The sequence below is a fragment of the Labrys sp. (in: a-proteobacteria) genome (assembly GCF_047605565.1).
Taxonomy (GTDB): domain Bacteria; phylum Pseudomonadota; class Alphaproteobacteria; order Rhizobiales; family Labraceae; genus Labrys; species Labrys neptuniae.
Genome location: NZ_JASGFM010000027.1, coordinates 46,042 through 67,468 on the forward strand (window position 1 = coordinate 46,042; position 21,427 = coordinate 67,468).

Sequence of the window (21,427 nt, forward strand, 5' to 3'; positions counted from 1 at the left end):
AGCGTTTCCAGCGCAAACCTGGTAAGGTTCGCAAGGGCAGTACGGCGGCTGGGACCGCGGACGTCTCGTCCGCAATTTCGTTATACCGCCCGCAACAGGGTCTGCCGGTAGAGATCGAGCAGAGGCTGGTCCTTGACCTCGATGCAGACGGCATGGCTGGGACGGCCATCCCAGTCATTGGGCGGGAAGCCGATCCCGGCGGGCCGCTGGATGGTCTGCCCGAAGGCAAGCCCCTCGCACACCACCCGGACCGGGCCGGAGCGGGTCTCGAACAAGTCCGGCGCCACCAGATAGATCGCCGCCGAGGCATCATGCACGGAAATGCCGGCCAGCCCCTTGTCGAGATAGAAATTCTCGTAGAAGCGGGTGATGTCCCAGATGAAGCGGCCGACCTCGCCGGCCTCCTCGCCCAGCCGGCGCAGATAATCCTGCGGCATCAGCACTTCGTGGGTAACGTCGAGGCCGATGACGGTAACGGGCCAGGCTGCGGCGAACATCTCGTCGGCGGCATGCGGATCGCCATGGATGTTGGCTTCCGCGGCTGGGGTGACGTTGCCCAGATGGCCGCGATAGCCGAAGGCGCCGCCCATCACCACCACCCGGCGGACCAGGCCGGCGATCTCGGGATCCTCGCGCAGGGCCAGGGCGAGGTTGGTCATGCGCCCCACCGCCAGCAGCGTGACCTCGCCGGGATGCTTGCGCACAGTCTCGATGATGAAGCGGTGGGCGGGCGTGTCGATCGCCTTTGTCTTGATCTCGGCAGGGATCTCGATCTCGCCGAGGCCATTGTCACCATGGACAACGGCGGCATGATGGGCGTCATCTCCCGTCACCGGGCCCGCCGCGCCGCGCGCCACCGGCGCATCGATGCCGAAGCGTTCCTTGAGATAGAGGGCGTTGCGCGTGGTGATCTCGACCGGCGCATTGCCATGGCAGGTGGTGATGCCGATCAGTTCGATGTCCGGATGGTAGTGCAGGAAGAACAGGGCCATGGCGTCGTCGACGCCGGGATCGGTATCATAGATGACTTTATGGCTGGGCATCGCAGGCAAACCGGGAAAAAAGGCGGGAACCTTTGCCTCTGCGCCCGGCCATGGGGAAAGTCAACGCCGCGAAGCCCCTTGCGACACCCCGGCAACGCCCGTTTCAAGGCTTGACGGCCAGGAAGGTGTTCCAGGGATCGCCATCCGGATCGACGGAGAACTCGTCCCACGGCAAGGTCAGCCCGGCTTGTTCGAGCCGCAAGGCAAACGCATCGCGTCGCCAATAGACGGTATGGAAGTTTCCGACGGTCTCCCCGTCGCCATCGCGCATCGAGACGAGAAAAGGTGCACCGGGACGCAGCGACGCGGCAACCTTGGCCAGCACGTGATCGATCCGATCGCGGGGAACGTGGATCAGCACGCATAGGCCGACGACGGCATCGTAGGGACCGCCGAGATCGTCCGTGACGATGTCGAGCCGTTCGCCATGCTTGCCGCGAGTGGCCTGCAACTCGAGAAAGCGGCGGGTCGCATCGGTGCGGCGCACCGTGACGCCGAGCGTCTCCAGGAAATCCGCCTCGCGGCCGGGCCCCGACCCAACCTCCAGGATCAATCCGCCACGTCCTGCCATTTCGGCGATGCGCCGCAATGCCGCCTGGTCGCGCAGATTCGGCATTTCGGGAATGCGGGCATAGTAGCGATCCGCGCAGCCCTCATAGGATTGAATGGTCTGGCGGCACTGTTCGAGCGCCTTGGTCGTCCCGTTCATGACAATGGCCTCCCTCTTCTTCGGGATGGGCCTTCCCCATCCTGTCGCATCGCGTCGGCAATGCGGGTCAGCGCCAGCGGACACCGCCGACAACCCGGTTTCCGTCGACCAGGCCAAGGTCGCGCTTCAGGTCGTCGCAGAGGTCGCGAGGATCGAGCAGGCGGTGGGCACGCGACCGGAACGGCGCGGCGAAAAAGTCGAGGATCGAAAGCCTGTGGCGCTTGATGTGTTTCGTCATGTTCATGGTCCTTTTAGGCTGGAGCGATGGAGACATCCTGCCGCCGCCGAGCCTTGGATTCCAATCGAACGTCGCGTAGTATGCATCAACTGGATTGATGCATCATGCCGTGGGATTTGCCGCCTCTGGGCGCCATCAGAGTCTTCGAAGCCGCCGCGCGGCTCGGCAGCTTCACCAAGGCGGCCGAGGAGCTCGGCATGACCCAATCGGCTGCCAGCTATCAGATCAAGGTTCTCGAGGAACGCGCCGGAACACCGCTTTTCATCAGAAAAACCAGGCAGATCGCGTTGACCGAAGCGGGTGAACAGCTCGCCCCCCTGGTTTCGAATGCGTTTTCAGCCCTGTCGGACGCCTGGTTTGCAACCAAGGGCGGCGCCTCCGGCGTGCTCTCGGTCACGACGATCGATACCTTCGCGTCGAACTGGCTTGCCGTCCGCCTTGGAACATTCCAGTTGATGTATCCCGATCTTGCCGTGAAGATGGACGTCACATCCCGCTCCCTCGATATCGCTCGCGAAAACGTGGATGTCGGCATCCGTGTCGGCGCCGGAAAATGGCCCGGACTATCGGCGCACTACCTGTTCAAGGCCGACTATTCGCCGATGCTCAGCCCTGCACTGGCGGAGAAGGTCGGTGGTATCCGTGCGCCCGAGGACCTCTACAAGGTTCCCCTGTGCTGCCCGCAGGATCCCTGGTGGGAGGTCTGGTTCAAGGCAGCGGGAGCACGATTCGAGCCGGATCGGGTGATTCCCGGCCCGACCTTCGGCACCCAGGCCTATGAGGCGACTGCAGCGATCACCGACCAGGGCGCGGCGATGCTTACGCACAACCTCTACGCGGCCTTCCTCGACAAGGGCCAGTTGATCCAACCCTTCGACGTCACCGGGTCTGATGGCGATGGCTACTGGCTGGTGCACGCCGAAGCGCGGCGCACGACGCCCAAGATCAGAGTGTTCCGGGACTGGATCCTCGCGCAGACGGCTGAGATCCGCAGCCGCGAGAAGCGCGAACTCCCGGCAGCCGGAGCAACCCGGCGCGACTGATCGCTGCCGCTCAAGCACCCGAGGGCGTGCAGCCGGCCGCGCACCCTGGAACTTCTATAAACTATTGAAATAAAAAGAGATTTTCTTGAACAAATCAGCTCGGTGTGGTCCTATGCGCGCCGTTGCCAATGCCGGGACCTTGAACCCCGCGGATTGAAGGACACCATCATGACCCTGCCAAGCCCCGACGTCGCACGCCCCGTCGGCTATCATATCGACGCTCCGGCCGAGAACCTGCTCTTTTCCGTCTTCCGCTGCTGGATGGCGGGCTATGCCACCGGCGATGCCGCCTGCTGGGATATCGCCTGGGAAGGGCTGGCGCGCGAGATGCCGGAAGAAAACGCCAAGCCGCTGTTCGGCGAGTTCCACCATTTCGTGCGCACGCTGCGGGCAACGGCCGACAATGAGATCGGCTGGCGGCCGGCCGCCTGCCGTGCCCTGTGCCGCGACGAATGCCTGGTGCTTGCCATGGTCGATGCGGCGCAGCGCGACGACAGGGTCCAGTTGCTCCACGCCGCCTCCTACCTGTTGAAGAGCGATGGCCTGCACCGGGCGCTCGATGCCACCACCGCTCTTGCCAAGGCTCTCGCAAGGGTCGGGCTGTTCATCGCACCCGTCAGCCCCTGCGCCCTGGACACCATGACCCGGATGAAGCCCCCCTCCGCGACGGCCCACTGAAACAAGACGCTACAAGACGGCCGATTCCGGCCGGTGGTTCGAGGCCGTCGATATGGATGGCCGCGAACCGGGACAGTCCACGCTCAAGCGCTGCCCGCATCCGGCAATTCGCTCCCCGCTGGGGGGGCGAGCACGGAGCGGTGCTTGGCGCGCACCAGGCGCGGTGAGGTGTCGAAGCGCCTGCGGAAGGTGCGGTTGAAATAGGACAGGTCGCCGAAACCGACATCGAAAGCGATCTCGCTGATCGAACGCTTGCGCTCGTCCGGCGACTGCAGGCGGCGCATCGCCCTGTCGAGCCGGCGCTGCAGCACGAATTCCGAAAAGGTCTCGCCTTCTCCCTCGAACAGCTTCTGGAGATAGCGTGTGCTGATGCCGTGCCGTAGGGCGATCTGGCTGGCATTGAGCGCCTGGTCGTCGAGATGGGCCTCGATATCCGACTTGATGGCGTTCAGCCGCGCGGCTGCGCGATCCTGCACGGTATGCGGCGTCTGCGCCTCCGCCTCGCCGCACAGGATGTCGACGAGATCGCCCATATAGGCGCAGGCATGCTGCAGCAGCACCGGACCGCTCATCGGCAGCAGGCCGCGCATCAACGCCGCGCCGTAGTTGCCGAGCAGAACCAGCGTGTCGTTGTTTTGCGGGAAGACGCGCAGGCTGGCCGAGCATTCGAGCATGTTCGCGGTGATGCGTTCGCTCGCCAGGATCAGGCAATCGACGCGGTCCACATGCCTTAGCCAGACGCTTGCAGGCCTGCCGCCCGCCAGGAAGATCGCCTCCCTGGCCGAGACGACGGTGCGCTGCCCGTCCCGCACCACCTCCATCCGGCCGTTGGAGGGACGCAACAGCATGCCGCCTGCGCCGGCTTCGGTGCTATCCAGACCCGCGGCATCGAGGACGAGTTCGCTGTCCTGGAGCGGCGAGAAGCAGGAGATCGGACCGATATCGGGATCGAGGCGCAGCAATGCCCGGGCGCCGAGCAAGACCGGATCCGATGGACCGAGCCTGCGCTGCGCAGCCAAGCGTCCGCTGGCCCGCAGTTCGACCAGCGCCAGTTCCTCGCTCGTCAGCCCGTGCCCAAGCAGCCAGACAGGCCGCAGCCTTCCCGCAAAGGGCTCTCGCGGCGTCAAAACGGCGTGATCCGCGCCTCCAGTTCGCTTCAGTCCATCAATCAATGCGCCCAAGTCCAAGAAATCAAACAACTCGACAAGTAAGACCGCTCATCAATATAGAGCGCGAAAGGTCGGATATCCAGAAGTATATGCCACCCAAACTCAGATTATAATCGTTATAAACTGGGAATGTACTATGAATATACAACAGGAATTCGTCTGGAATCGCCAAATATAACTTAGTTTCGGATCGAGAGTGGCTGGAGGTCTAAAAATTCATCATGGGCAAGATATCCGTATCGGCGGTCATGTTTCTATCGGTTGTTTCGCCTGCACTGGCACAACAGTCGCAGGAGCAGCCGATTGAGCTCGATCCGGTTACCGTTACCGCCTCTCGCGCCGAAAGATCCGTCTCCGATATTCCGCAATCGGTCCAGGTGATCGACAGGCAGGAAATCGACAAGCAGCTCCAGCAAAGCTCGAGCGCGTCGGCGGCCCTGGCCAAGCTGGTGCCGGGCTTTTCGGTTTCCAACCAGACGGTCTCGGGCGCTTCCGAAAGCTATCGCGGCCGTGACCTGCTCGTGCTGGTCGACGGCGTTCCCCTCAGCACCCCGCTGCGGGACGTTTCGCGCATCCTGTCCCTGATCGACCTCAACTCGATCGAGCGCATCGAGATGGTGGCCGGCGCGTCCAGCCTCTATGGGGCCGGCGCCACCGGCGGCACCGTCAATTTCATCACCAAGAAGGCTGAACCCGGCAAGCCCCGCATCACCGTGAACACGGCCCTGCGCGCCTTCACGGCGAATGCCGTGGATTCGGTGGCGCCGGAACTGTCCGCCAGCATCTCCGGCAAGGCCGAGAATGGGCTCGATTATGTCCTGAGCGGCAGCGGCTATCTCGGGCGTCGCACCTATGACGGTTCCGGGCGGGAATTGCCATCCGACGCCATGCTGGGCCAGGGCGGCGGCGACCGTTTCGGCCGGGTCAATCTTCTCGCCAAGTTCGGCTATGACTTCGACACCGGCAAGCGGCTCGAATTCTCGGCAGGCTGGTACTATTTCAACCAGACGCCGCGCTACATGACCGACTATTCCGGCTCCTATGCCCGGCCGAGCTATCTGCAGCCCTATACCGGGCAGAGCGTTCTCGAAGACACCAAGTCCCTGTCGCTGCGCTACACCGACAAGGATTTTGCCCTCGGCAGCCTCAACATCGTCGGCTTTTACAACAACATCAAGAAGCGCTTTAATTATTCAAAATTCGATCCACTGTACAACAATCTAGTCTACTATTCCTTCAACCCAGCCGATCCAACCAGCCCCTATAACCAGACCACGCTCTATTCGGACCGCGGCGGTGTCAACCTGACCATCGACACTCCGCTCGACACCATCTGGGAAGGCGCAAAACTCACCTGGGGCAGCGATCTCATCCTCGAGAAGACCCACCAGACGCTGACCAACGGCCAGGACGTCTTTACACCGCTGCAGCAGGTGACGGCGGCGGCCTTTGGCCAATTGCAGGTGCCTTTGACCGATCGCCTCACCGTGCGCGGTGGTGCGCGTTTCGAGCACTTCGCCCTTGACGTCGACGACTTCATCCGGCCGGCGGCCTATACCGTCGGCGCCGTGCTGCCGGCCCTGCGCGTTACCGGCGGCAACTTTTCTTATTCCAAGCCGACTTTCAACATTGGCGGCACCTTCAAGCTGACTGAGACCAGCGAGATCTTCGGCGGTTTCTCGCAGGGCTTCGCCTTGCCCGACGTCGGCGCCTATACCCGCCGCGCCGGCCTGTCGAGAGCCTATGCCTGCCCGATTGCCCGGCCGAACTGCCTTCCCGCCGGCGCGAGTGTTTCCTATGCCTCAATCAGTCCCGAGGCCCAGATCGTCAACAACTACGAACTCGGCATCCGCGGCAGCCATGACCGTTTCAAGGGCAGCCTGACGGGCTTCATCTCCACCTCCAGCCAGGGCGTGACCTTCGATCCCATCACCAACACCATCTCGCAGCAGAAGGAATTCATCTATGGCGGCGAGTTCACCGGCGAATATGCGGCGACGGACCAGCTGACCATCGGCACCGTGCTCGGCTATCGCGAGGGGCGCTACGATTCCAACAAGGACGGCAAGCTCGACAGCTGGCTGCCCAACAACCGCATCGCCACCCCCTTCCGCGGCACGCTCTATGCCAGCTACGTCTTCGACAATGGCGTGTCGGTGCGCGTGGAGGGCGAGGGCTTCTCCGGCCGCGACAAGGCGATCGACCTCAAGGGCACCCGTTACAAGATCAAGCCGGGCGCCACCATGAACGTAGCCCTGTCAGCACCGGTGAAGGGCGGCGAGGCCTATGTGTCCGTCGACAATCTGTTCGACACCCGCTTCCAGAACCCCACCGCGACTTCCGTGCGCAACCTCCCGGTCTATTCCTGGGGCCGTACGGTGACGCTCGGCTACCGCAAGACGTTCTGATCATGGTGGAACTCGACAAGCACGGCGCGCTCCTGATCCTGCGCTACCTGCCGCCCTACGAGGATCGCGACGAGCGCGCCTATCTCGATGCGCTGATCGAAATCGGCCGCAGGGACAGCACCTTTGCCCTGCTGGCCGTCTTCGCCGGCGGCGGCGGGCTCTCCCAGGCCGGCGAACGCGAGCAGGCCCTTTGGTTCAAGGCAACGCGGGAGCGCTTCGAACACCATTGCCGCGCCCTCGCCATCGTCCGGCCGGACGCGAACCCGCGCATGATCGAGACCTTCCAGCGCCTGTGGTCGATGCCGCTGACCGCGACTTGCGACGAACAGGCGGCCAGGAGCTTCATCACGCAGCATATGGAGACGGCATGACGGCGCTCGCCCAGGATATCCCTGCCTCCAGGCCCGGCCGCCTGCGCCTGTTCGCGGTCCTCGGCGGCCTCTATCTGGCCCAGGCCATTCCCTCCTACCTGATCGCCGCCGCCCTGCCCCCCATCATGCGCGAGGCAGGGGTCTCGCGCACCGCGATCGGCTATCTCAGCCTGCTCTTCCTGCCGCTGGTGCTGAAGTTCCTGTGGGCGCCCTTGGTCGATCGCATCCGGCCCTTCGCCCGGGCGCATCGGGCAGGATGGGTGATCCTTACCCAACTCGGCGTGATCGCCTCCATCCTGGCGTTGCTGCCGCTTGGCCCAACCCATGTCGGCGGCATTCTGGGAATCGGCCTGGTCACCGCGCTGCTGGTCTCGACCCAGGACATCGCTACCGACGGCTATGCCGCCAAATATCTGGCGCCGGAGGACCGCGCCATCGGCAACGCCATCCAGGGCGGCTCGGTGGCCTTCGGCGTGGTGATCGGCGGCACGCTCGGCCTCGTGCTCTATCACCATATCGGCTGGGCCGGCATGCTTCTGGTCATCGCCGCCTTTTCGGCCCTGCCGCTGATCGCCGCCTTCGCCATGTGGGAGGCCCCCGCCTCGCCGTCCGACCGGCTGACGCGCCCCTCCATCAAAGCCTTCTTGCGCCGGCCCGAGATCCGCACCGTGCTGTGGATCGCGCTGATCTACCGGATGAGCGAGGGCCTGGTGAAGGCAATGGAAGGCCCCTATCTCGTCGATGCCGGCGTACCGCTCGACCGTATCGGCTATCTTTCAGGCGTATCGGCGGCGACGGCGGGCCTTGCCGGATCGGCGATCGCTGCCCTCCTGGTCAAGCGCTGCGGCACCGCCGCCACGCTCGGCCTGCTCGGCGGCTTGCGCACCTTGTGCTTCGCCCTCTTCGCCGCTCATGCGCTCGGCGTGGTCACCGGAGCCTGGCCGCTGTTCGGCGCCGCAGGCTTCCAGACCTTCATCCGCTACATGGAGATCGTCGCGCTCTACAGCCTGTTCATGACGGTGACGTCATCGGACCAGCCCGGCACCGACTTCACCATCCTGGCCTGCGCCCAGATGGTGGTCTATCTCGTCGGGTCGCTGATCTCGGGCAAGCTCGCCGACCTCATGGGCTATGGCGCGCTCTTCGGCCTCGCCACCGCCCTCTCGGCCATTGCCGTTCTTGCCACCATCAGGTTGCTGGCGAATGTGGCCCGCCCTCAGGGAGCCACGCCATGATCCCGAGATACCTCATCCCGGGGCATCTCGTCCTCGGCGCGGTCATCCAGACGCAGCAAAGCGAGGCAGGTTGCGATCGCAATGCCGACGGCCATCGCGAAGGGCAGCTCCGGCGACAAGGCGAAGGCCGCGCCGCCGCAGAGCGCGCCCAGACCCTGCCCGGCGGCATGGGTGCTGGCGAGCCAGCCGGCGGCCCCCGCCTGGCGATGCGCCGTAACACGCTGGCTAAGGCAGGCGGTATAGGCGGGCGTCGCGACCGCCAACCCGATGCCGGCCCAGACCGCGCCGACCGGCACCAGCCAGGGCAGCGGCGCCAAGATAATGGCCAGGCACCCCAGTGCGAAGCCCGCAACGCCCCAGCGCATGTTGCGCCCCAGTTTGAAGGCAAGGCGCGGCACGAGCAGGATCTGCGTCGCGATCATGGCGACTGCAACCGCGGCATAGGTCGCGCCTCCCAGGCCCGCGGCGGCAATGGCATCGAGGCCGAAGCGATGCTGCAGGAACAGGCCGAGGACGAGCTGGATCTGGCCGAAGCCGAAGGTCAGCGCAAAGCCGACGGCAAGCAACGGAAGGACACGCCGGATATTGGCACGCCTGCTCGATGTTTCGCCTTTCTTGCCGACTGCGGGAGCCGCCGGCAGGTTCGGCGCGCACAGCAGCAGCACCGGGCTGACAACCATCATGACGACGGGCACGATGACGCCGGCTCCCGCGCCCAGCGTCACCAGGGAACCGGCGATGCGGCCGACATTCAGGCCGGCGCTGAGATTGGCAAGCGCGGCCGGCCGACGCTCGGCGACGCTGCGCTGCACGATGGCGGCCTGAGCGTGTGGCATCACCCCGGCAGCACCGACACTGTAGAGCAGGCGCGAGACCAGGAGCAGCCCGAGCGCGGCTGCAGGCACACCGACATAGAGCGCCCCCAGGAACAGGCCCTGGCCTGCAATCATCAGGCAGGCGAGCCCGGCGAAGAACGGCCTGATCCGCCAGGCCGCGCCGTGATGCCCCCAGAGCGGCGCTGCCACCAGGAAAACCGCTGCGCCCAGGAAGGCGACGGCGCCGATCTGCGGCGACGCCAGCCCCGTTCTTTCCGTGACGATCGGTACCAGCGCCAGCAGAGCCGACTGGCCGAAGCCCGACGAGGCCGCGATCAGCGCCAGGCGAAGGCTGTCCGCGCGCGAAACAGAGAGGGCGGCATCGGCGGCCATGCTTTTCTCCAAACAATTTCCTTGATCCAACTAAAAACAAACTTTAGGTAATTCAATAGTAATTTTAGAAAACTTGTAGAAATATTATAAATTGTACAAGTAGTTATTTGTATAGCTTCTTTGCAATTTGGAGTTCTGCCGAAAAGGAACACCATGAACGCCATCGACCTGATCAGACGATCCATCGATATCGCCCACGACGTCTCCATGCGCGCCTTCTTGAACAGCCTGATGCGCGAATGGCAGGGCTGGACGATGGAACATGAAGACACCAGCGCCGGAAGCGGCCGGCTTCTCGCCCGCTTCCCCCTGCCCCGCCGGGGCGGCCATGTCGCCATCGAGATGACGCATCGATCGCGGGCGGCCTATCACGGCTTCCGTCCGCCCTTTCTGGAATTCTCAGGCGCCGCGCCGCCGCGCCCGATCAGCTTTCAGGAGTTCGTCTTCCTGCTCGCCAGCGAACCGGACATCGTCGGCAGCGGCGACAAGGACAGGAGCCTGACCTTCCTGTCGCGGGTGCTCGACAGCATCCGGAACATCGAGGATGTGGCGGCACGCGTCCCGTCCCCCGATGCTTATTTCGCGCAGCGCGACCCCAGCTTCGCCGAGGCGGAGGGCTCGCTGCGCTTCGGCCATGCCGTGCATCCCACGCCGCGCAGCCGGGACCAGTTCACCCTGGAGGATTCCCGGCGCTTCGCCCCCGAATATCGGCAGGGATTCGCCTTGCGCTGGTGGGCTGCCGATCCGGCTCTGGTGCTTCAGGACAGTTCGCGCACCCAGACCGCGGCCGAGCTCTGCCAGAACCTGGCCGCCGGCGATCCTGCGATGGATCCGGAGGTCGTGCAGTCCGCCAAGGGCCGCGTTCTTTTGCCGATGCATCCCTGGCAGGCCGCCCAGCTGGCGCTCGACCCGGCCATTGACGGGCTGTTCCGTCGCGGCCTGCTGAAGGATCTCGGCCATGCCGGCTCGCTTTGGCAAGCGACCTCCTCGCTGCGCGCCATCCATGCCCCGCACGCCGACTGGATGCTGAAATTCTCGCTCAGCCTGCGCCTCACCAATTCGCGCCGGGTCATCGAAACCCGTGAATGCGAGCGCGGCATCGAGATCGACCGCCTCCTGGCCGGTGAAGTCGGCCGGACCATCGCCCGGCGTTTCCCGAGCTTCAAGGTGATGGGCGAACCCGCTTATCTCCTGCTGCAGGATGCCGACGGCAAGGCCCTGCCGCAGACCACGGTGATCCTGCGCGAAAACCCGTTCAAGGGAGCAAGCCAGCCGCCAGCCGCCGTGCTGGCCGCTCTTTGCGAGATCTATCCCGACGGGCATGACAGCGCCCTTGCCACCATCATCCGGCGCATTGCCGGGCAGGAGCCGGCCGATCCCGCTGCGGTGGCACGCCGCTGGTTCCGCCAGTTCCTCGACAAGGTCGTCGCGCCCTTCCTGTTGATCCAGGCCGATATCGGCCTCCTCTTCGGTGCGCATCAGCAGAACATCGTGGTGGAACTTGCCGAAGGCTGGCCGGTGGCCGTGCATTTCCGTGACTGCCAGGGCACCGGCTATATCCGCGAATTCCTGCCCGAGCTCGCCAGGAAGGCTCCCGGCAGCCCGATGAAGGCAGGCCATGTCTTCAACTCGGACGAAGCGGCCCAGCTCGTGGGCTACTACCTCCTCGTCAATTCGGTCTTCGCGGTGATCGGCGCGCTCGGCACCTCGCGCCTCATCGCCGAGGACGTCCTGATCGGCGATCTGCGAGCCTTCCTCGAGGAGCTCGCCGCCCTGCCGCTCGCCGACAAGACCTGCCTCACCTACCTCCTCACCGCGCCGACGCTCGGCAGCAAAGGAAACTTCATGATCTGCTTCCGCAACATCAATGAAAACACCGAAGTGACCGATCCCCTTGCCGGCTATGTACCCCTGAGCAACCCCATCGCGGAGGCCGTGGCATGACCCTGCAGATGAAGATCGCTCCCGCCGAAGTCGCCGCTCCCCCCGCCCCCAGCCGGCATTGGCCCCTCCGCCTCGACGGCGAAGCCGTTATCGAGAGCCGCCTGCAGGCGGATGGCAGCCTTGAGCTGACGGCGCAGGCCGGCTCGGCGACGATCGGACGTGCCGGGCTGCGCACGCCTGAAGGAGATGGCCCGGGCATTCTGGTCATCCACCAGCCCGATGCGACCCATCCCGGCGATATCCATGTCATTGCCATCCTGGTGGAAGCCGCTTTCCAGCTTTTTCCTGCCATGGTTGCCCTGCACCTGCCCGATGTCGCCGGCAAACCGGCCCTGCTGCCCCTCACTGCGCAGACCGTGACGGACGACGCGACCAGTACGAGCGCCGTGCGCATCGCCCGCGAGCATTTCTACCAGCTGCCTTTGCTCTGGCACCGGCCGGAAGGGCTGCGGGCCTTTCCCGAGATCCGCTCCGCCATCGGCCCGCAGGATCGCCTGCCGCCCCTGCGGCCGCCGCAGCCGACCGGCATCTTCTATCGGCGCTGGATTCCGGAACTCGGCACCACGTTGTCGATGCGGGCCATCGACCGCCGCCGCGATCTCAAGCTCTTCCATGGCTGGATGAACCAGCCCCGCGTCGCCTTCTTCTGGGAGCTGGCCCAGAGCGAGGCCGAGCTCGACCGCTATCTCGCCGAGCAGGAAGCCGATCCGCATATCTTCGGCGTGATCGGCAGCCTGGGCGACGAGCCCTCCGGCTATTTCGAATTCTACTGGGCCAAGGAAGACCGGCTCGGCCCCTTCTACGACGCGGAAGACTATGATCGCGGCTGGCACGGGTTGATCGGCAATTCCCGCCACCTCGGCCGCGCCAGGACCGGCACCTGGTTCCGCTCGGTGACCCATAGCCTGTTCCTCGACGAGCCACGCACGCGCCGGGTGGTCGGCGAGCCCCGCGCCTCGCACCAGAAGATGCTGAGCTATTGCGCCCAGACCGCCTATGACAAGGTGAAGGAATTCGACTTCCCACATAAGCGCGCGGCGCTGGTGTGCTGCCAGCGCGAGCGCTTCTTCCGGGAGGTGGTGCTATGAGCCGGGGCACGCCAACCCTTGGCCCCCTGCCCGACGGCAGCTCGATCGATGCCGGGCTCTGGCTGGCGCTGAACCGGGCCGTCATCGCCAAGGCGATCAGCGAACTCGCCTTCGAGGAGGGCCTGGCACCCGAACCCGCCAATGCCGAGGGAACCCAGTGGATCCTGCGCTTTGCCGGAGGGGTCGCCTATCGCTTCAAGGCCGTGCGCCGCATCTGGGGCAATCTGTCGATCGACGCAGCCAGCCTGATGCGACAGAACGGCGCCGCCCTATGCCCGGCCGACGATGCCGCCGGCTTCATGCTCGATGCCCGCGAAACCCTGGACATCGAGCCGGATACGCTGTGCATCTACGCCAAGGAGCTGTTCAGCACCTTGCTGGCGGATGCCCGGATCGCGACCATGGCCGGATCCGGCGAATGCGAACATCTGCTGACCCTGCCGGATGATCAGGTCCAGGCCTATCTCGACGGCCACCCCAAGGCGCCGGCCAGCAAGGGCCGGATCGGCTGGGGCCTGAGCGACTTCTCCCGTTACGCGCCCGAGTTCCAGCCAACCTTCCAGCTGTTCTGGCTGGCCGCGGACCGCAGTCGCTGCCGCCTCAGCCTGGCCGGGGACATCGACGAGGAGGCGCTGCTCGCCGCCTCCCTTGGCGAGGACGAGCGCGAGAGGCTGCAGGCCGCCTGCAAGGCGGCGGGCCTCGACCCAGCGCGCTTTACGCTCCTGCCGGTGCATCCCTGGCAGTGGGACAATATGATCGTGGCACAGTTCGCCGGCGAGATCGCCGCCGGACGCATCGTGCCACTCGGGCTTTTCGGTGACGCCTACCGTCCTCTGCAGTCACTGCGCACCCTGGCCAATACAGCTTCGCCGACCAAGCTGCACCTCAAGCTCTCGCTCACCATTCTCAACACCTCGGCCTGGCGCGGCGTACCCGGCAAATACATGGCGATCGGCCCCGCCTTCTCGAACTGGCTCGCCGACAAGGCCAGGCGGGATCCCGAGCTTGCCAATGCGCTGGTGCTGCGCGAATGCGCGGGCGCCTTCTATCCCCACCCCCTCTATGAGAGGATCGCCGACGCTCCCTACCAGTTCCGCGAGATGCTGGGCGTGATCTGGCGCGAGAGCCCGGAAGCCGGCCTCGCCGCCGGGCGGCGCCCGCTGATGCTCGGTGCCCTCATCAAGAGCGACTTTGCCGGCGTGCCGCTCGCCAGCGCCCTGATCGCAGCATCAGGGCTGTCACATGCCGAATGGCTGGCCCGCCTGTTCGATGCCGTGGTCCTGCCGCTCTACCATTTCCTCTGCCGCTATGGCGTGGGCTTCATCGCCCACGGCCAGAACATCACCGTGCTGCTCGACGGCGCCATCCCCTACGGCGTCGCGCTGAAGGATCTGCAGGGCGATGTCGACCTCGTCGATCAGGCGTTCGCTGAGGCAGCCGACCTCGAGCCCGCCATCCGCGACACCTTGCTGAAGCGGCCGGCCGCCCATCTGCTGCAGCATCTACAGACCGGGCATTTCGCCAGCGTGCTGCGCTTTCTTTCCGATACGCTCGCAAGCCACGATCGTTTTCCCGAGATCGAGTTCTATGGCGCGCTGGCGCAGCGCCTGCGCCTCTATCAGGCGCGCCACCCCGATCTGGCGGATCGCTTCGAGCTGTTCGATCTCTTCACGCCGAAGGTGCCGCGCATCTGCATCAACCGCGTCAGGCTCGCCATCGGCTATGGCGACGCCAATCGCCGCCCGGTACCGAGCCTGGGCAGCGAACTCGACAATCCCCTTCACCTCGCCGAACGCGAATCCCGCCCCTTGCGGGACCGCGGCTTCGCCGACAAATCCGCAGGAGTCCAGGCATGACACAGCGCAATCCGCTCGACCTCGCCGGCATCGGCATCGGCCCGTTCAACCTCAGCCTTGCCGCCCAGCTCGACGCCATCGACGGCGTCGAAGCCGCCTTCTTCGAGAAGCGCGAGCGCTTCGACTGGCATCCGGGCATGATGCTGCCCGACGTGACGCTGCAGACCTCCTTTCTGAAGGATCTGGTCACGGCCACCAATCCGACCAGCCCGTGGAGCTTCATCGCCTATCTCGTCGCGCATCGGCGCTTCTATGACTTCATCAATGCCGAATTCGCCGACGTGCCCCGCCAGGAATTCGCCAATTACCTGGCCTGGGTCGCCAAGGGCCTGGACAGCCTGCGCTTTGGCGAGGACGTGCAGGCCCTCGACTTCGACGGCCGCCACTTCGTCCTGCAAACGGGCAACGGCACGATCGAGGCCCGCAATGTCGCTCTCGGCATCGGCCTGCAGCCCTATCAGCCCGACTTCGTACGCAAGCTGACCGGCCAGAACCATTTCCACTCCTCGCGCGCCGCCTTCGAACTCGCCCGCGCCGCGGGCAAGCGCGTGGCGGTGATCGGCGGCGGCCAGAGCGGCGCGGAGATCCTGCTTCATCTGCTCGGAGCGGGTGAAGCCGCCGCGGCCTCGGTCGACTGGATCAGCCTGCGCCCGAACTTCCAGCCGCTCGATGCAACGCCCTTCACCAACGAATTGTTCACGCCGCATTACGTGCGCAACTTCCACAATCTCGCCGAAGGGCGGCGACTGTCCACCGTGGAGCGCGAGAAACTGGCGGGCGACGGCGTTTCGGCTTCCACGCTGTCGGAAATCTATCGGCGCCTCTATACGCTGCGCCATATCGAGCGCGGCGGGCCCCAGGCCCGCCTGATGCCGCATCGCGAAGTGCTGGATGTCGAGCAGAACGCCGGCGGCTTCCGGCTGGTGATGCGCAACGGCTTCGACGGCGGCATCGAATTCAGCCAGGCCGAAATGATCGTGCTGGCCACCGGCTACAGCTATCGTCTGCCCGATTGCCTTGCGCCGATACAGGATCGCATCGCGATCGACGGAACGGGCCGGCTGCGGCTGGAAGCCGATTTCTCGGTGAAATGGGACGGCCCCGCCGATAACCGCATCTTCGCGCTGAATGCCGGGCTGATCAGCCATGGCATCGCCGAACCGCAGCTCAGCCTGATGGCATGGCGCAGCGCGGTGATCGCCAATGCCCTGATCGGCCAGCCCTTCTTCGACGTCGAGCCGCCGGCCTCGCCGCTGGCCTGGTCGACGGGCAGCGACCGGGCGGAGATGGCGGACGCAGAGGTCGAATATCTGCGCCGTCCATCCCATCGCAGTTGCTAACAGCATCACGAAAGGCGGCAGCAGCGTGGCTGCCGCCGACGACCTCAGGCCGGCATCGCCTGCGGGACGGCCAGGGAAGGCGTCGCCTCCAACAAAGCGCGCGTATAGGTGTGCTGCGGCCGGTCGAAGATCTCGGCGACACTGCCCTGCTCGACGATCCGGCCGTCCTTCATCACCACGATGCGGTCGGCGACCTGCGAGACCGCCGCCATGTCGTGCGAGATGAAGAGACAGGCAAAGCCATGCTTGTCCTGCAGGCGCCGAAATAATTCGAGCACCTGCTTCTGGATGGTCATGTCGAGCGCCGACACCGGTTCGTCGGCGACCACGAAGGCGGGATTGCGTATCACGGCCCGCGCAATGGCGACGCGCTGGCGCTGGCCGCCCGACAGGGCATGCGGAAAGCGCTCCGCAAAACCGGCGAGCCCCACCTCGGCCAGGATGGCTTCCACCCGTTCACGCCGTTCCGCTCGCCCGAGCCGGGGTCCGTGGGACAGGGGCTCTGCAACGATGTCGCCGATGCGCTGGCGCGGATCGAGCGAAGAATAGGGATCCTGGAAGACGAGCTGGCAGTTGAGACGGAAATCGCGCTGGCGCGACCGCCCGGCCCCGGCCATCGGCCCGCCGCGAAAGGCGACCTCGCCGCTCGCCAGAGGCAACAGGCCGATCATCGCCCGCCCCAGCGTGGTCTTGCCGGAACCGGAACCGCCGACCACCGCCACCGCTTCGCCGGGACGCACAGCCAGAGACACGCCATCGACCGCCAGTTTGGGCGGGGTCGACGAGAACATTCCACCAGAGCCCGGGAAGCGCACGCTGACCTCGCGCGCCTCGATCAAGGCCGGCGCGTCGGGAACCGGCGCGCGGTTGTCCTCGCGCCTGGGCAAGGCATCGAGCAAAGCGCGCGTATAGGCCTGACGCGGCCGGGTCAGCACCTCGGCCACGCCGCCCCGTTCGACCAGCCGCCCGCGCTGCAGCACCACGACCTTATGGGCATATTGCGCCACCAGGCCGAGATTGTGGGTGATGAGCAGCACCGCCGTACCCTCGGTCCGCGTGAGTTCCACCATCAGCCGGAGCACCTCGCGCTGAGACAGCGTGTCGAGCGCCGTGGTCGGTTCGTCGGCGATCAGCAATTTCGGCTTCAGCAGCATCACCGAGGCCAGCATGATGCGCTGGCGCATGCCGCCGGAGAATTGGTGCGGATAGGCGCTCAGGCAGCCCTTTGGATCCTTGATCTGCACCCGCGCCAGCATTGCGCAGGCCAGGCTGTCCGCCTCAGCCGCGCTGACCTTGCGATGCAGCATCAACCCCTCGGCAAGCTGGGCGCCGATCGTCATGGCCGGATTGAGCGAGACCATCGGCTCCTGGAAGATCATGCCGATCGAGCCGCCGCGCAGCCGGCGCATCGCCTCGGCGCCGAGGCTGTCCACGTCCCGCCCCTCGAACAGCACTTCGCCGGCGATGCGACGCACCTGCGGCGGCACCAGCCGCAAGGCGGAGCGCGCCGCCATGGTCTTGCCGCTGCCGGACTCTCCGACCAGCGCCACGATCTCGCCGGCCCCGACATCGAAGCTGACGTCGTCGAGGATGCGCAGTCCACCGGGCCCCTCCATGGTCAGGCCCCGCACGCCGAGCAGCGGATTTGCGATCGTCCCGTTCATCGCTGTCCCTCCATGCGCGGATCGAAGCGGTCGCGAATGGCATCGCCCATCAGGTTGATGCCGAGCAGAGTAAAGGCGAGGCAGAGGCCGGGCGCGACGCCGAGCCAGGCCGCCCGCTCGATATAGGGCCGGGCCGCCGCCAGCATGTTGCCCCAGCTCGCTATCTCCGGCGGCGCCCCGAGGCCGAGGAAGCTGAGTGAGCTTTCCGACAGGATCACCCAGCCCAGCATGGAGGTCGCCAGCACGATGATCGGCGCCAGGCAATTGGGCAGCACATGCTTGACCATCGTTTTCCATTCGGAATTGCCGATGACGCGCGAAGCCTCGATATATTCGCGCTCGCGCACCGACATCACCGTGCCGCGCACCACTCGCAGCACGGAGGGGGTATAGGCGAGACCCAGGGCCAGCACGATCGCCCCGACGCTGTGGTCGCGCCCGACGATGACGATGACGCCGAGCGCCAGCAGCAGGCCGGGAAAGGCCAGCAGGGCATCGCTGACCACCATCAGGACGCGATCGGCCGTTCCCTTGAGATAGCCGGCGAGAAGACCAAGCGCGGTGCCGAGCACCACGGCAAAGCCGACCGACAGGCAGGCGATGCCCAGGCTGATCGATGCCCCGGCCATCACGCCGGAGAGAACGTCATGGCCATATTTGTCCGTGCCGAACCAGTGGGCGGCCGAGGGCGGCTTGAGCAGCGCGGTGAAATGCACCTTCATCGGCGGATAGGGCGTCCAGACCAGCGACAGCAGCGCCATCGCCACCACGAGGCCGAGAAAGAGGCCGCCGAGCACGGCATTGAAGCGAAAACGGGGGATGCGAAGCATGCTCATGTCGCCGAGACCCTGGGATCGAACAGCGGGTAGCACAGGTCCACCACCAGATTGACCAGCACATAGATCAGCGCCGTCATCAGCAGGCAGCCCTGGATGACGGGGTAATCGCGCGAGAAGATCGAATCCACCATTAGGCGGCCGAGGCCTGGCAAGGTGAACACGGTCTCGAGCACGGCGATGCCGCCGAGCAGGTTGCCGAGGGTGAGGCCGATCACGGTCCAGGTCGGGGCAAAGGCGTTGGGCAGGACATGGCGTAGCAGCACCCGGCTTTCCTTCAAGCCCTTCGCCCGGGCATGCATGACATATTCGAGCCGGAGCACCTCGATGGCACTGGCGCGCGACATCCGGGTCAGCACGCCCGTCTCGATCAAGGCGAGCGTGGCGATGGGCAGGATCACATAGAGCAGGGCCTGGCCGGCATCTTGCGAGAAGGGCACATAGCCCACCACCGGCAGCCAATGCAGCTTGGAGCCGAAGACGAGCAGGAAGATCATGCCGAGCCAGAAGCTCGGGATCGACAGCAGCAGCGTGGCGCTGGAGACGATGGCGAGATCGGCGGCGCGATTCTGCTTCCAGGCGGCCAGCAATCCGCCCGGCACCGCCAGCAGGGCTGCCAGGAACACGGCGGCCAGCACGATGATGGCCGAGACCTTGAAGCGATCGACGATCAAGGGCAGCACCGCCTGGCCATTGGTGATGGACTGCCCGAGATCGCCCTGCAGCATGTGCTGGAGCCAATACCAGAACTGCACCACGATCGGCTTGTCGAGCCCCATGGCGATGCGCAGCGCCTCCAGCTGCGCCTCGCTGGCATTGTCGCCGAGCGCGACCTGGGCCGGATCGCCCGGGATCAGCCGGACGAGCACAAAAACCATGACGGCAACGAGCAGGAGCGTGGGTATCGCCCACAGGATCCGACGCGCGACATAGAGAGCCAGTGCTTTCATTGCTGAACTACCTCGCCAAGCGGGAGTGTCGAACGGGCTGCTATTTCAGCGTCACGCCCCATCCCCTGGGCTGGCTGAGCGACCAGACCTCGAAGCCCTCGACATTCGCGCGTGTCGCACCCTTGGCCGCGGGATTGTAGAGCGCGATCATCGGCACGTCGGTGCGGAACATCGCCTCCATCTGGTCGATCAGCGTCTGCCTCTGGGCCTTGTCAGCGATCTGCGTGCTCTGCTTGAGCAAAGCGAGGGCGGCAGGATTGTCCCAGACCTTGCGCGGCGCCTTGGCCTTGTCGCCGCTGACCATGTCGAAGGACAGGGACGGATCGAGCCGAGCCGAATAGGAGAAGGCCGCCGCCTGATAGTCACCCTTGGTGTAGTGGTCGAGCAGGGTCGCCCAATCGAGCACTTCGAGCTCGATCTTGATGCCGGCCTCCTCTGCCATCGCCTGCACCAGCACGGCCATGTCATAGAGATATTGATAGTGCTTGGAGGTCAGCATCCGGATCGGCTGGCCTTTGTAGCCGGCCTCTGCCAGCAGCTTCCTGGCGGCGTCGAGATCGCGCTCCGGCATCTTCGCCTCGGGTTCGCCGTAATAGGCCGAGCTGACCGGGATCAGCGAACGGTTGGGCTTGCCCTCGCCTTCGGTGACCGCCTGGACGAGCTGCGGCACGTCAAGCGAGAGGGCGAGCGCCTGCCGGATGCGCGGATCCGATAGCAGCGTATCCTTGACCTGGAACAGGATGGCATTGAGCTCCATGGTCGGCTTGCTCTGCACCTTCACATCCGCGTTCTCGCGCAGTTCGGCCATGTCGGAGACGGCGATATCGGGAATGACGTCGATGCCGCCCGAGAGCAGGGCCGCCTTGGCCGCGGAGGGATCGGGAATGATCATGAAGCGCACGCTAGCGACCTTGGGCATCTTGTTGCCGGCATAGCCATCGGGCTTGCCGGGCAAGGCTGCATAGGCCTCGTTGCGGGAAAGGTCGATATATTGGCCGGGCACCCAGGCTTCGAACTTGAACGGGCCGGTGCCGACCGGCTTGATCCACTTGCCGTCGGCGCCGACGGAGCTGCGCGCATAGATGCCGGTGCCGCCGCAATCGACCCGCGCCAGCGTGGTCAGGAACAGAGCCGAGGGTTCGGCCAAGGTGAAGCGCACCGTGAGCGGGTCGACGGCCTCGACGCCGGTGACCTTCATGCGCCCGCTACCGTCGAATTCCGGCAGGCAGCGCCAATTGTTCTGCGGCGCCATGTAGCGCTGCCAGTCGAACAGTACATCCGCGGCGGTCAGCGGCGTGCCGTCGTGGAAGGTGACGCCCTTGCGCAGCTTGAAGGTGTAGCTGCGGCCATCCGCCGAGGTATCGATGCTCTCCGCCAGCATGGGACCGACGGAGGCGTCCTCGCGAAAGGCGACCAGCCCCTCGAGCACGTTCATCACCACGGCGTCGGAATTGGCGTCTCGATTGATGCCGGGGTCGGTCGAACGGATATCGGCATTGAGCTGGATGCGCAGCACATCCTGCGACTGGGCCAGGGCGGGCCCCCCAGCCAGCAATCCCAAGGCGACCGCGCCGCAGGCAAGGGTCCGAAGGTTCGTCATGTCAGTTCCCCATGCGATTTATCGTCGGGATGGTCGGATGAACCGGG

18 protein-coding genes are annotated in these 21,427 nt (G+C 65.4%); 9 read left to right on the forward strand and 9 right to left on the reverse strand.

The window, feature by feature from the left end; genetic code table 11:
• Positions 1–80: 80 nt before the first annotated feature.
• From QM672_RS21755 to QM672_RS21765, 3 genes are all read right to left on the reverse strand, one after another.
• Positions 81–1,043 carry a nucleoside hydrolase gene (locus tag QM672_RS21755; RefSeq protein WP_415085053.1) on the reverse strand — a complete coding sequence of 321 codons (963 nt, stop codon included), beginning with the start codon at positions 1,041–1,043 and terminating at the stop codon, positions 81–83.
• A 103-nt stretch (positions 1,044–1,146) separates the two neighbouring features.
• Entirely contained in the window at positions 1,147–1,752 is a 606-nt protein-coding gene (locus QM672_RS21760; protein ID WP_415085055.1) for a methyltransferase, read from the reverse strand.
• Between the two features lie 67 nt (positions 1,753–1,819).
• Complete coding sequence (locus QM672_RS21765) at positions 1,820–1,990, reverse strand: hypothetical protein (RefSeq protein WP_415085057.1); 171 nt, start codon at positions 1,988–1,990, stop codon at positions 1,820–1,822.
• Positions 1,991–2,094: 104 nt separating this feature from the next.
• On the opposite strand from QM672_RS21765, the gene QM672_RS21770 reads away from it, so the two are divergent.
• Both QM672_RS21770 and QM672_RS21775 read left to right on the forward strand, forming a co-directional pair.
• A complete protein-coding gene (locus QM672_RS21770) occupies positions 2,095–3,033 on the forward strand; it encodes a LysR family transcriptional regulator (RefSeq protein WP_415085059.1) in 939 nt (312 codons plus the stop codon).
• A gap of 168 nt (positions 3,034–3,201) precedes the next feature.
• The gene (locus QM672_RS21775; RefSeq protein WP_156771783.1) at positions 3,202–3,711 is read left to right on the forward strand and encodes a hypothetical protein; all 510 of its coding nucleotides are present in this window, start codon (positions 3,202–3,204) and stop codon (positions 3,709–3,711) included.
• 83 nt (positions 3,712–3,794) lie between these two features.
• Here the strand turns inward: QM672_RS21775 and QM672_RS21780 are convergent, their stop codons facing one another.
• On the reverse strand, positions 3,795–4,838 hold the full coding sequence (locus QM672_RS21780) for a helix-turn-helix transcriptional regulator (RefSeq protein WP_415085061.1): 1,044 nt from the start codon (positions 4,836–4,838) through the stop codon (positions 3,795–3,797).
• Between the two features lie 263 nt (positions 4,839–5,101).
• Here QM672_RS21780 and QM672_RS21785 point away from each other — a divergent pair, with 263 nt between their 5' ends.
• The 3 genes from QM672_RS21785 to QM672_RS21795 are packed head-to-tail and all read left to right on the forward strand — an operon-like array spanning position 5,102 to position 8,894.
• Complete coding sequence (locus tag QM672_RS21785; protein WP_415085063.1) at positions 5,102–7,288, forward strand: TonB-dependent receptor; 2,187 nt, start codon at positions 5,102–5,104, stop codon at positions 7,286–7,288.
• Positions 7,289–7,290: 2 nt separating this feature from the next.
• Positions 7,291–7,659, forward strand: coding sequence for a hypothetical protein (locus tag QM672_RS21790; protein ID WP_415085065.1), 369 nt, complete (start codon positions 7,291–7,293; stop codon positions 7,657–7,659).
• Positions 7,656–8,894: an MFS transporter gene (locus QM672_RS21795; protein WP_415085067.1), complete on the forward strand. Its 1,239-nt coding sequence runs from the start codon at positions 7,656–7,658 to the stop codon at positions 8,892–8,894. Before QM672_RS21790 ends, QM672_RS21795 begins: the two co-directional genes overlap by 4 nt.
• On the opposite strand, the gene QM672_RS21800 is transcribed toward QM672_RS21795, so the two are convergent.
• Positions 8,876–10,102 carry an MFS transporter gene (locus QM672_RS21800; protein ID WP_415085069.1) on the reverse strand — a complete coding sequence of 409 codons (1,227 nt, stop codon included), beginning with the start codon at positions 10,100–10,102 and terminating at the stop codon, positions 8,876–8,878. The two genes, QM672_RS21795 and QM672_RS21800, sit on opposite strands and share 19 nt — an antisense overlap.
• Positions 10,103–10,255: 153 nt before the next feature.
• Here QM672_RS21800 and QM672_RS21805 point away from each other — a divergent pair, with 153 nt between their 5' ends.
• From QM672_RS21805 to QM672_RS21820, 4 genes are read left to right on the forward strand one after another with little or no spacing between them, the layout of a single operon-like run.
• Positions 10,256–12,046, forward strand: coding sequence for an IucA/IucC family protein (locus tag QM672_RS21805; RefSeq protein WP_415085071.1), 1,791 nt, complete (start codon positions 10,256–10,258; stop codon positions 12,044–12,046).
• Positions 12,043–13,134 (forward strand): GNAT family N-acetyltransferase, encoded by a 1,092-nt coding sequence (locus tag QM672_RS21810; RefSeq protein WP_415085073.1) that lies wholly within the window; start codon positions 12,043–12,045, stop codon positions 13,132–13,134. The genes QM672_RS21805 and QM672_RS21810 overlap by 4 nt, the downstream gene beginning before the upstream one ends.
• Positions 13,131–14,990, forward strand: a complete 1,860-nt coding sequence (locus QM672_RS21815; RefSeq protein ID WP_415085075.1) for an IucA/IucC family protein — start codon at positions 13,131–13,133, stop codon at positions 14,988–14,990. The genes QM672_RS21810 and QM672_RS21815 overlap by 4 nt, the downstream gene beginning before the upstream one ends.
• Positions 14,987–16,330: a lysine N(6)-hydroxylase/L-ornithine N(5)-oxygenase family protein gene (locus QM672_RS21820; protein WP_415085077.1), complete on the forward strand. Its 1,344-nt coding sequence runs from the start codon at positions 14,987–14,989 to the stop codon at positions 16,328–16,330. Before QM672_RS21815 ends, QM672_RS21820 begins: the two co-directional genes overlap by 4 nt.
• A 44-nt stretch (positions 16,331–16,374) precedes the next feature.
• Here QM672_RS21820 and QM672_RS21825 read toward each other — a convergent pair whose 3' ends face one another.
• From QM672_RS21825 to QM672_RS21840, 4 genes are read right to left on the reverse strand one after another with little or no spacing between them, the layout of a single operon-like run.
• Positions 16,375–17,994 carry an ABC transporter ATP-binding protein gene (locus tag QM672_RS21825; RefSeq protein ID WP_415085079.1) on the reverse strand — a complete coding sequence of 540 codons (1,620 nt, stop codon included), beginning with the start codon at positions 17,992–17,994 and terminating at the stop codon, positions 16,375–16,377.
• Positions 17,991–18,830, reverse strand: coding sequence for an ABC transporter permease (locus QM672_RS21830; RefSeq protein ID WP_415085081.1), 840 nt, complete (start codon positions 18,828–18,830; stop codon positions 17,991–17,993). Before QM672_RS21830 ends, QM672_RS21825 begins: the two co-directional genes overlap by 4 nt.
• Positions 18,827–19,771 carry an ABC transporter permease gene (locus tag QM672_RS21835; protein ID WP_415085124.1) on the reverse strand — a complete coding sequence of 315 codons (945 nt, stop codon included), beginning with the start codon at positions 19,769–19,771 and terminating at the stop codon, positions 18,827–18,829. The genes QM672_RS21830 and QM672_RS21835 overlap by 4 nt, the downstream gene beginning before the upstream one ends.
• 49 nt (positions 19,772–19,820) lie before the next feature.
• Positions 19,821–21,380, reverse strand: coding sequence for an ABC transporter substrate-binding protein (locus QM672_RS21840; protein WP_415085083.1), 1,560 nt, complete (start codon positions 21,378–21,380; stop codon positions 19,821–19,823).
• Positions 21,381–21,427 lie beyond the last annotated feature (47 nt).

Excerpts from the sequence above, each read along its gene's own strand:
- QM672_RS21755 (WP_415085053.1), bottom strand. The coding sequence starts at position 1,043 with ATGCCCAGCCATAAAGTCATCTATGATACCGATCCCGGCGTCGACGAC.
- QM672_RS21760 (WP_415085055.1), bottom strand. The coding sequence starts at position 1,752 with ATGAACGGGACGACCAAGGCGCTCGAACAGTGCCGCCAGACCATTCAA.
- QM672_RS21765 (WP_415085057.1), bottom strand. The coding sequence starts at position 1,990 with ATGACGAAACACATCAAGCGCCACAGGCTTTCGATCCTCGACTTTTTC.
- QM672_RS21770 (WP_415085059.1), top strand. The coding sequence starts at position 2,095 with ATGCCGTGGGATTTGCCGCCTCTGGGCGCCATCAGAGTCTTCGAAGCC.
- QM672_RS21775 (WP_156771783.1), top strand. The coding sequence starts at position 3,202 with ATGACCCTGCCAAGCCCCGACGTCGCACGCCCCGTCGGCTATCATATC.
- QM672_RS21785 (WP_415085063.1), top strand. The coding sequence starts at position 5,102 with ATGGGCAAGATATCCGTATCGGCGGTCATGTTTCTATCGGTTGTTTCG.
- QM672_RS21790 (WP_415085065.1), top strand. The coding sequence starts at position 7,291 with ATGGTGGAACTCGACAAGCACGGCGCGCTCCTGATCCTGCGCTACCTG.
- QM672_RS21795 (WP_415085067.1), top strand. The coding sequence starts at position 7,656 with ATGACGGCGCTCGCCCAGGATATCCCTGCCTCCAGGCCCGGCCGCCTG.
- QM672_RS21800 (WP_415085069.1), bottom strand. The coding sequence starts at position 10,102 with ATGGCCGCCGATGCCGCCCTCTCTGTTTCGCGCGCGGACAGCCTTCGC.
- QM672_RS21805 (WP_415085071.1), top strand. The coding sequence starts at position 10,256 with ATGAACGCCATCGACCTGATCAGACGATCCATCGATATCGCCCACGAC.
- QM672_RS21810 (WP_415085073.1), top strand. The coding sequence starts at position 12,043 with ATGACCCTGCAGATGAAGATCGCTCCCGCCGAAGTCGCCGCTCCCCCC.
- QM672_RS21815 (WP_415085075.1), top strand. The coding sequence starts at position 13,131 with ATGAGCCGGGGCACGCCAACCCTTGGCCCCCTGCCCGACGGCAGCTCG.
- QM672_RS21820 (WP_415085077.1), top strand. The coding sequence starts at position 14,987 with ATGACACAGCGCAATCCGCTCGACCTCGCCGGCATCGGCATCGGCCCG.
- QM672_RS21825 (WP_415085079.1), bottom strand. The coding sequence starts at position 17,994 with ATGAACGGGACGATCGCAAATCCGCTGCTCGGCGTGCGGGGCCTGACC.
- QM672_RS21830 (WP_415085081.1), bottom strand. The coding sequence starts at position 18,830 with ATGAGCATGCTTCGCATCCCCCGTTTTCGCTTCAATGCCGTGCTCGGC.
- QM672_RS21840 (WP_415085083.1), bottom strand. The coding sequence starts at position 21,380 with ATGACGAACCTTCGGACCCTTGCCTGCGGCGCGGTCGCCTTGGGATTG.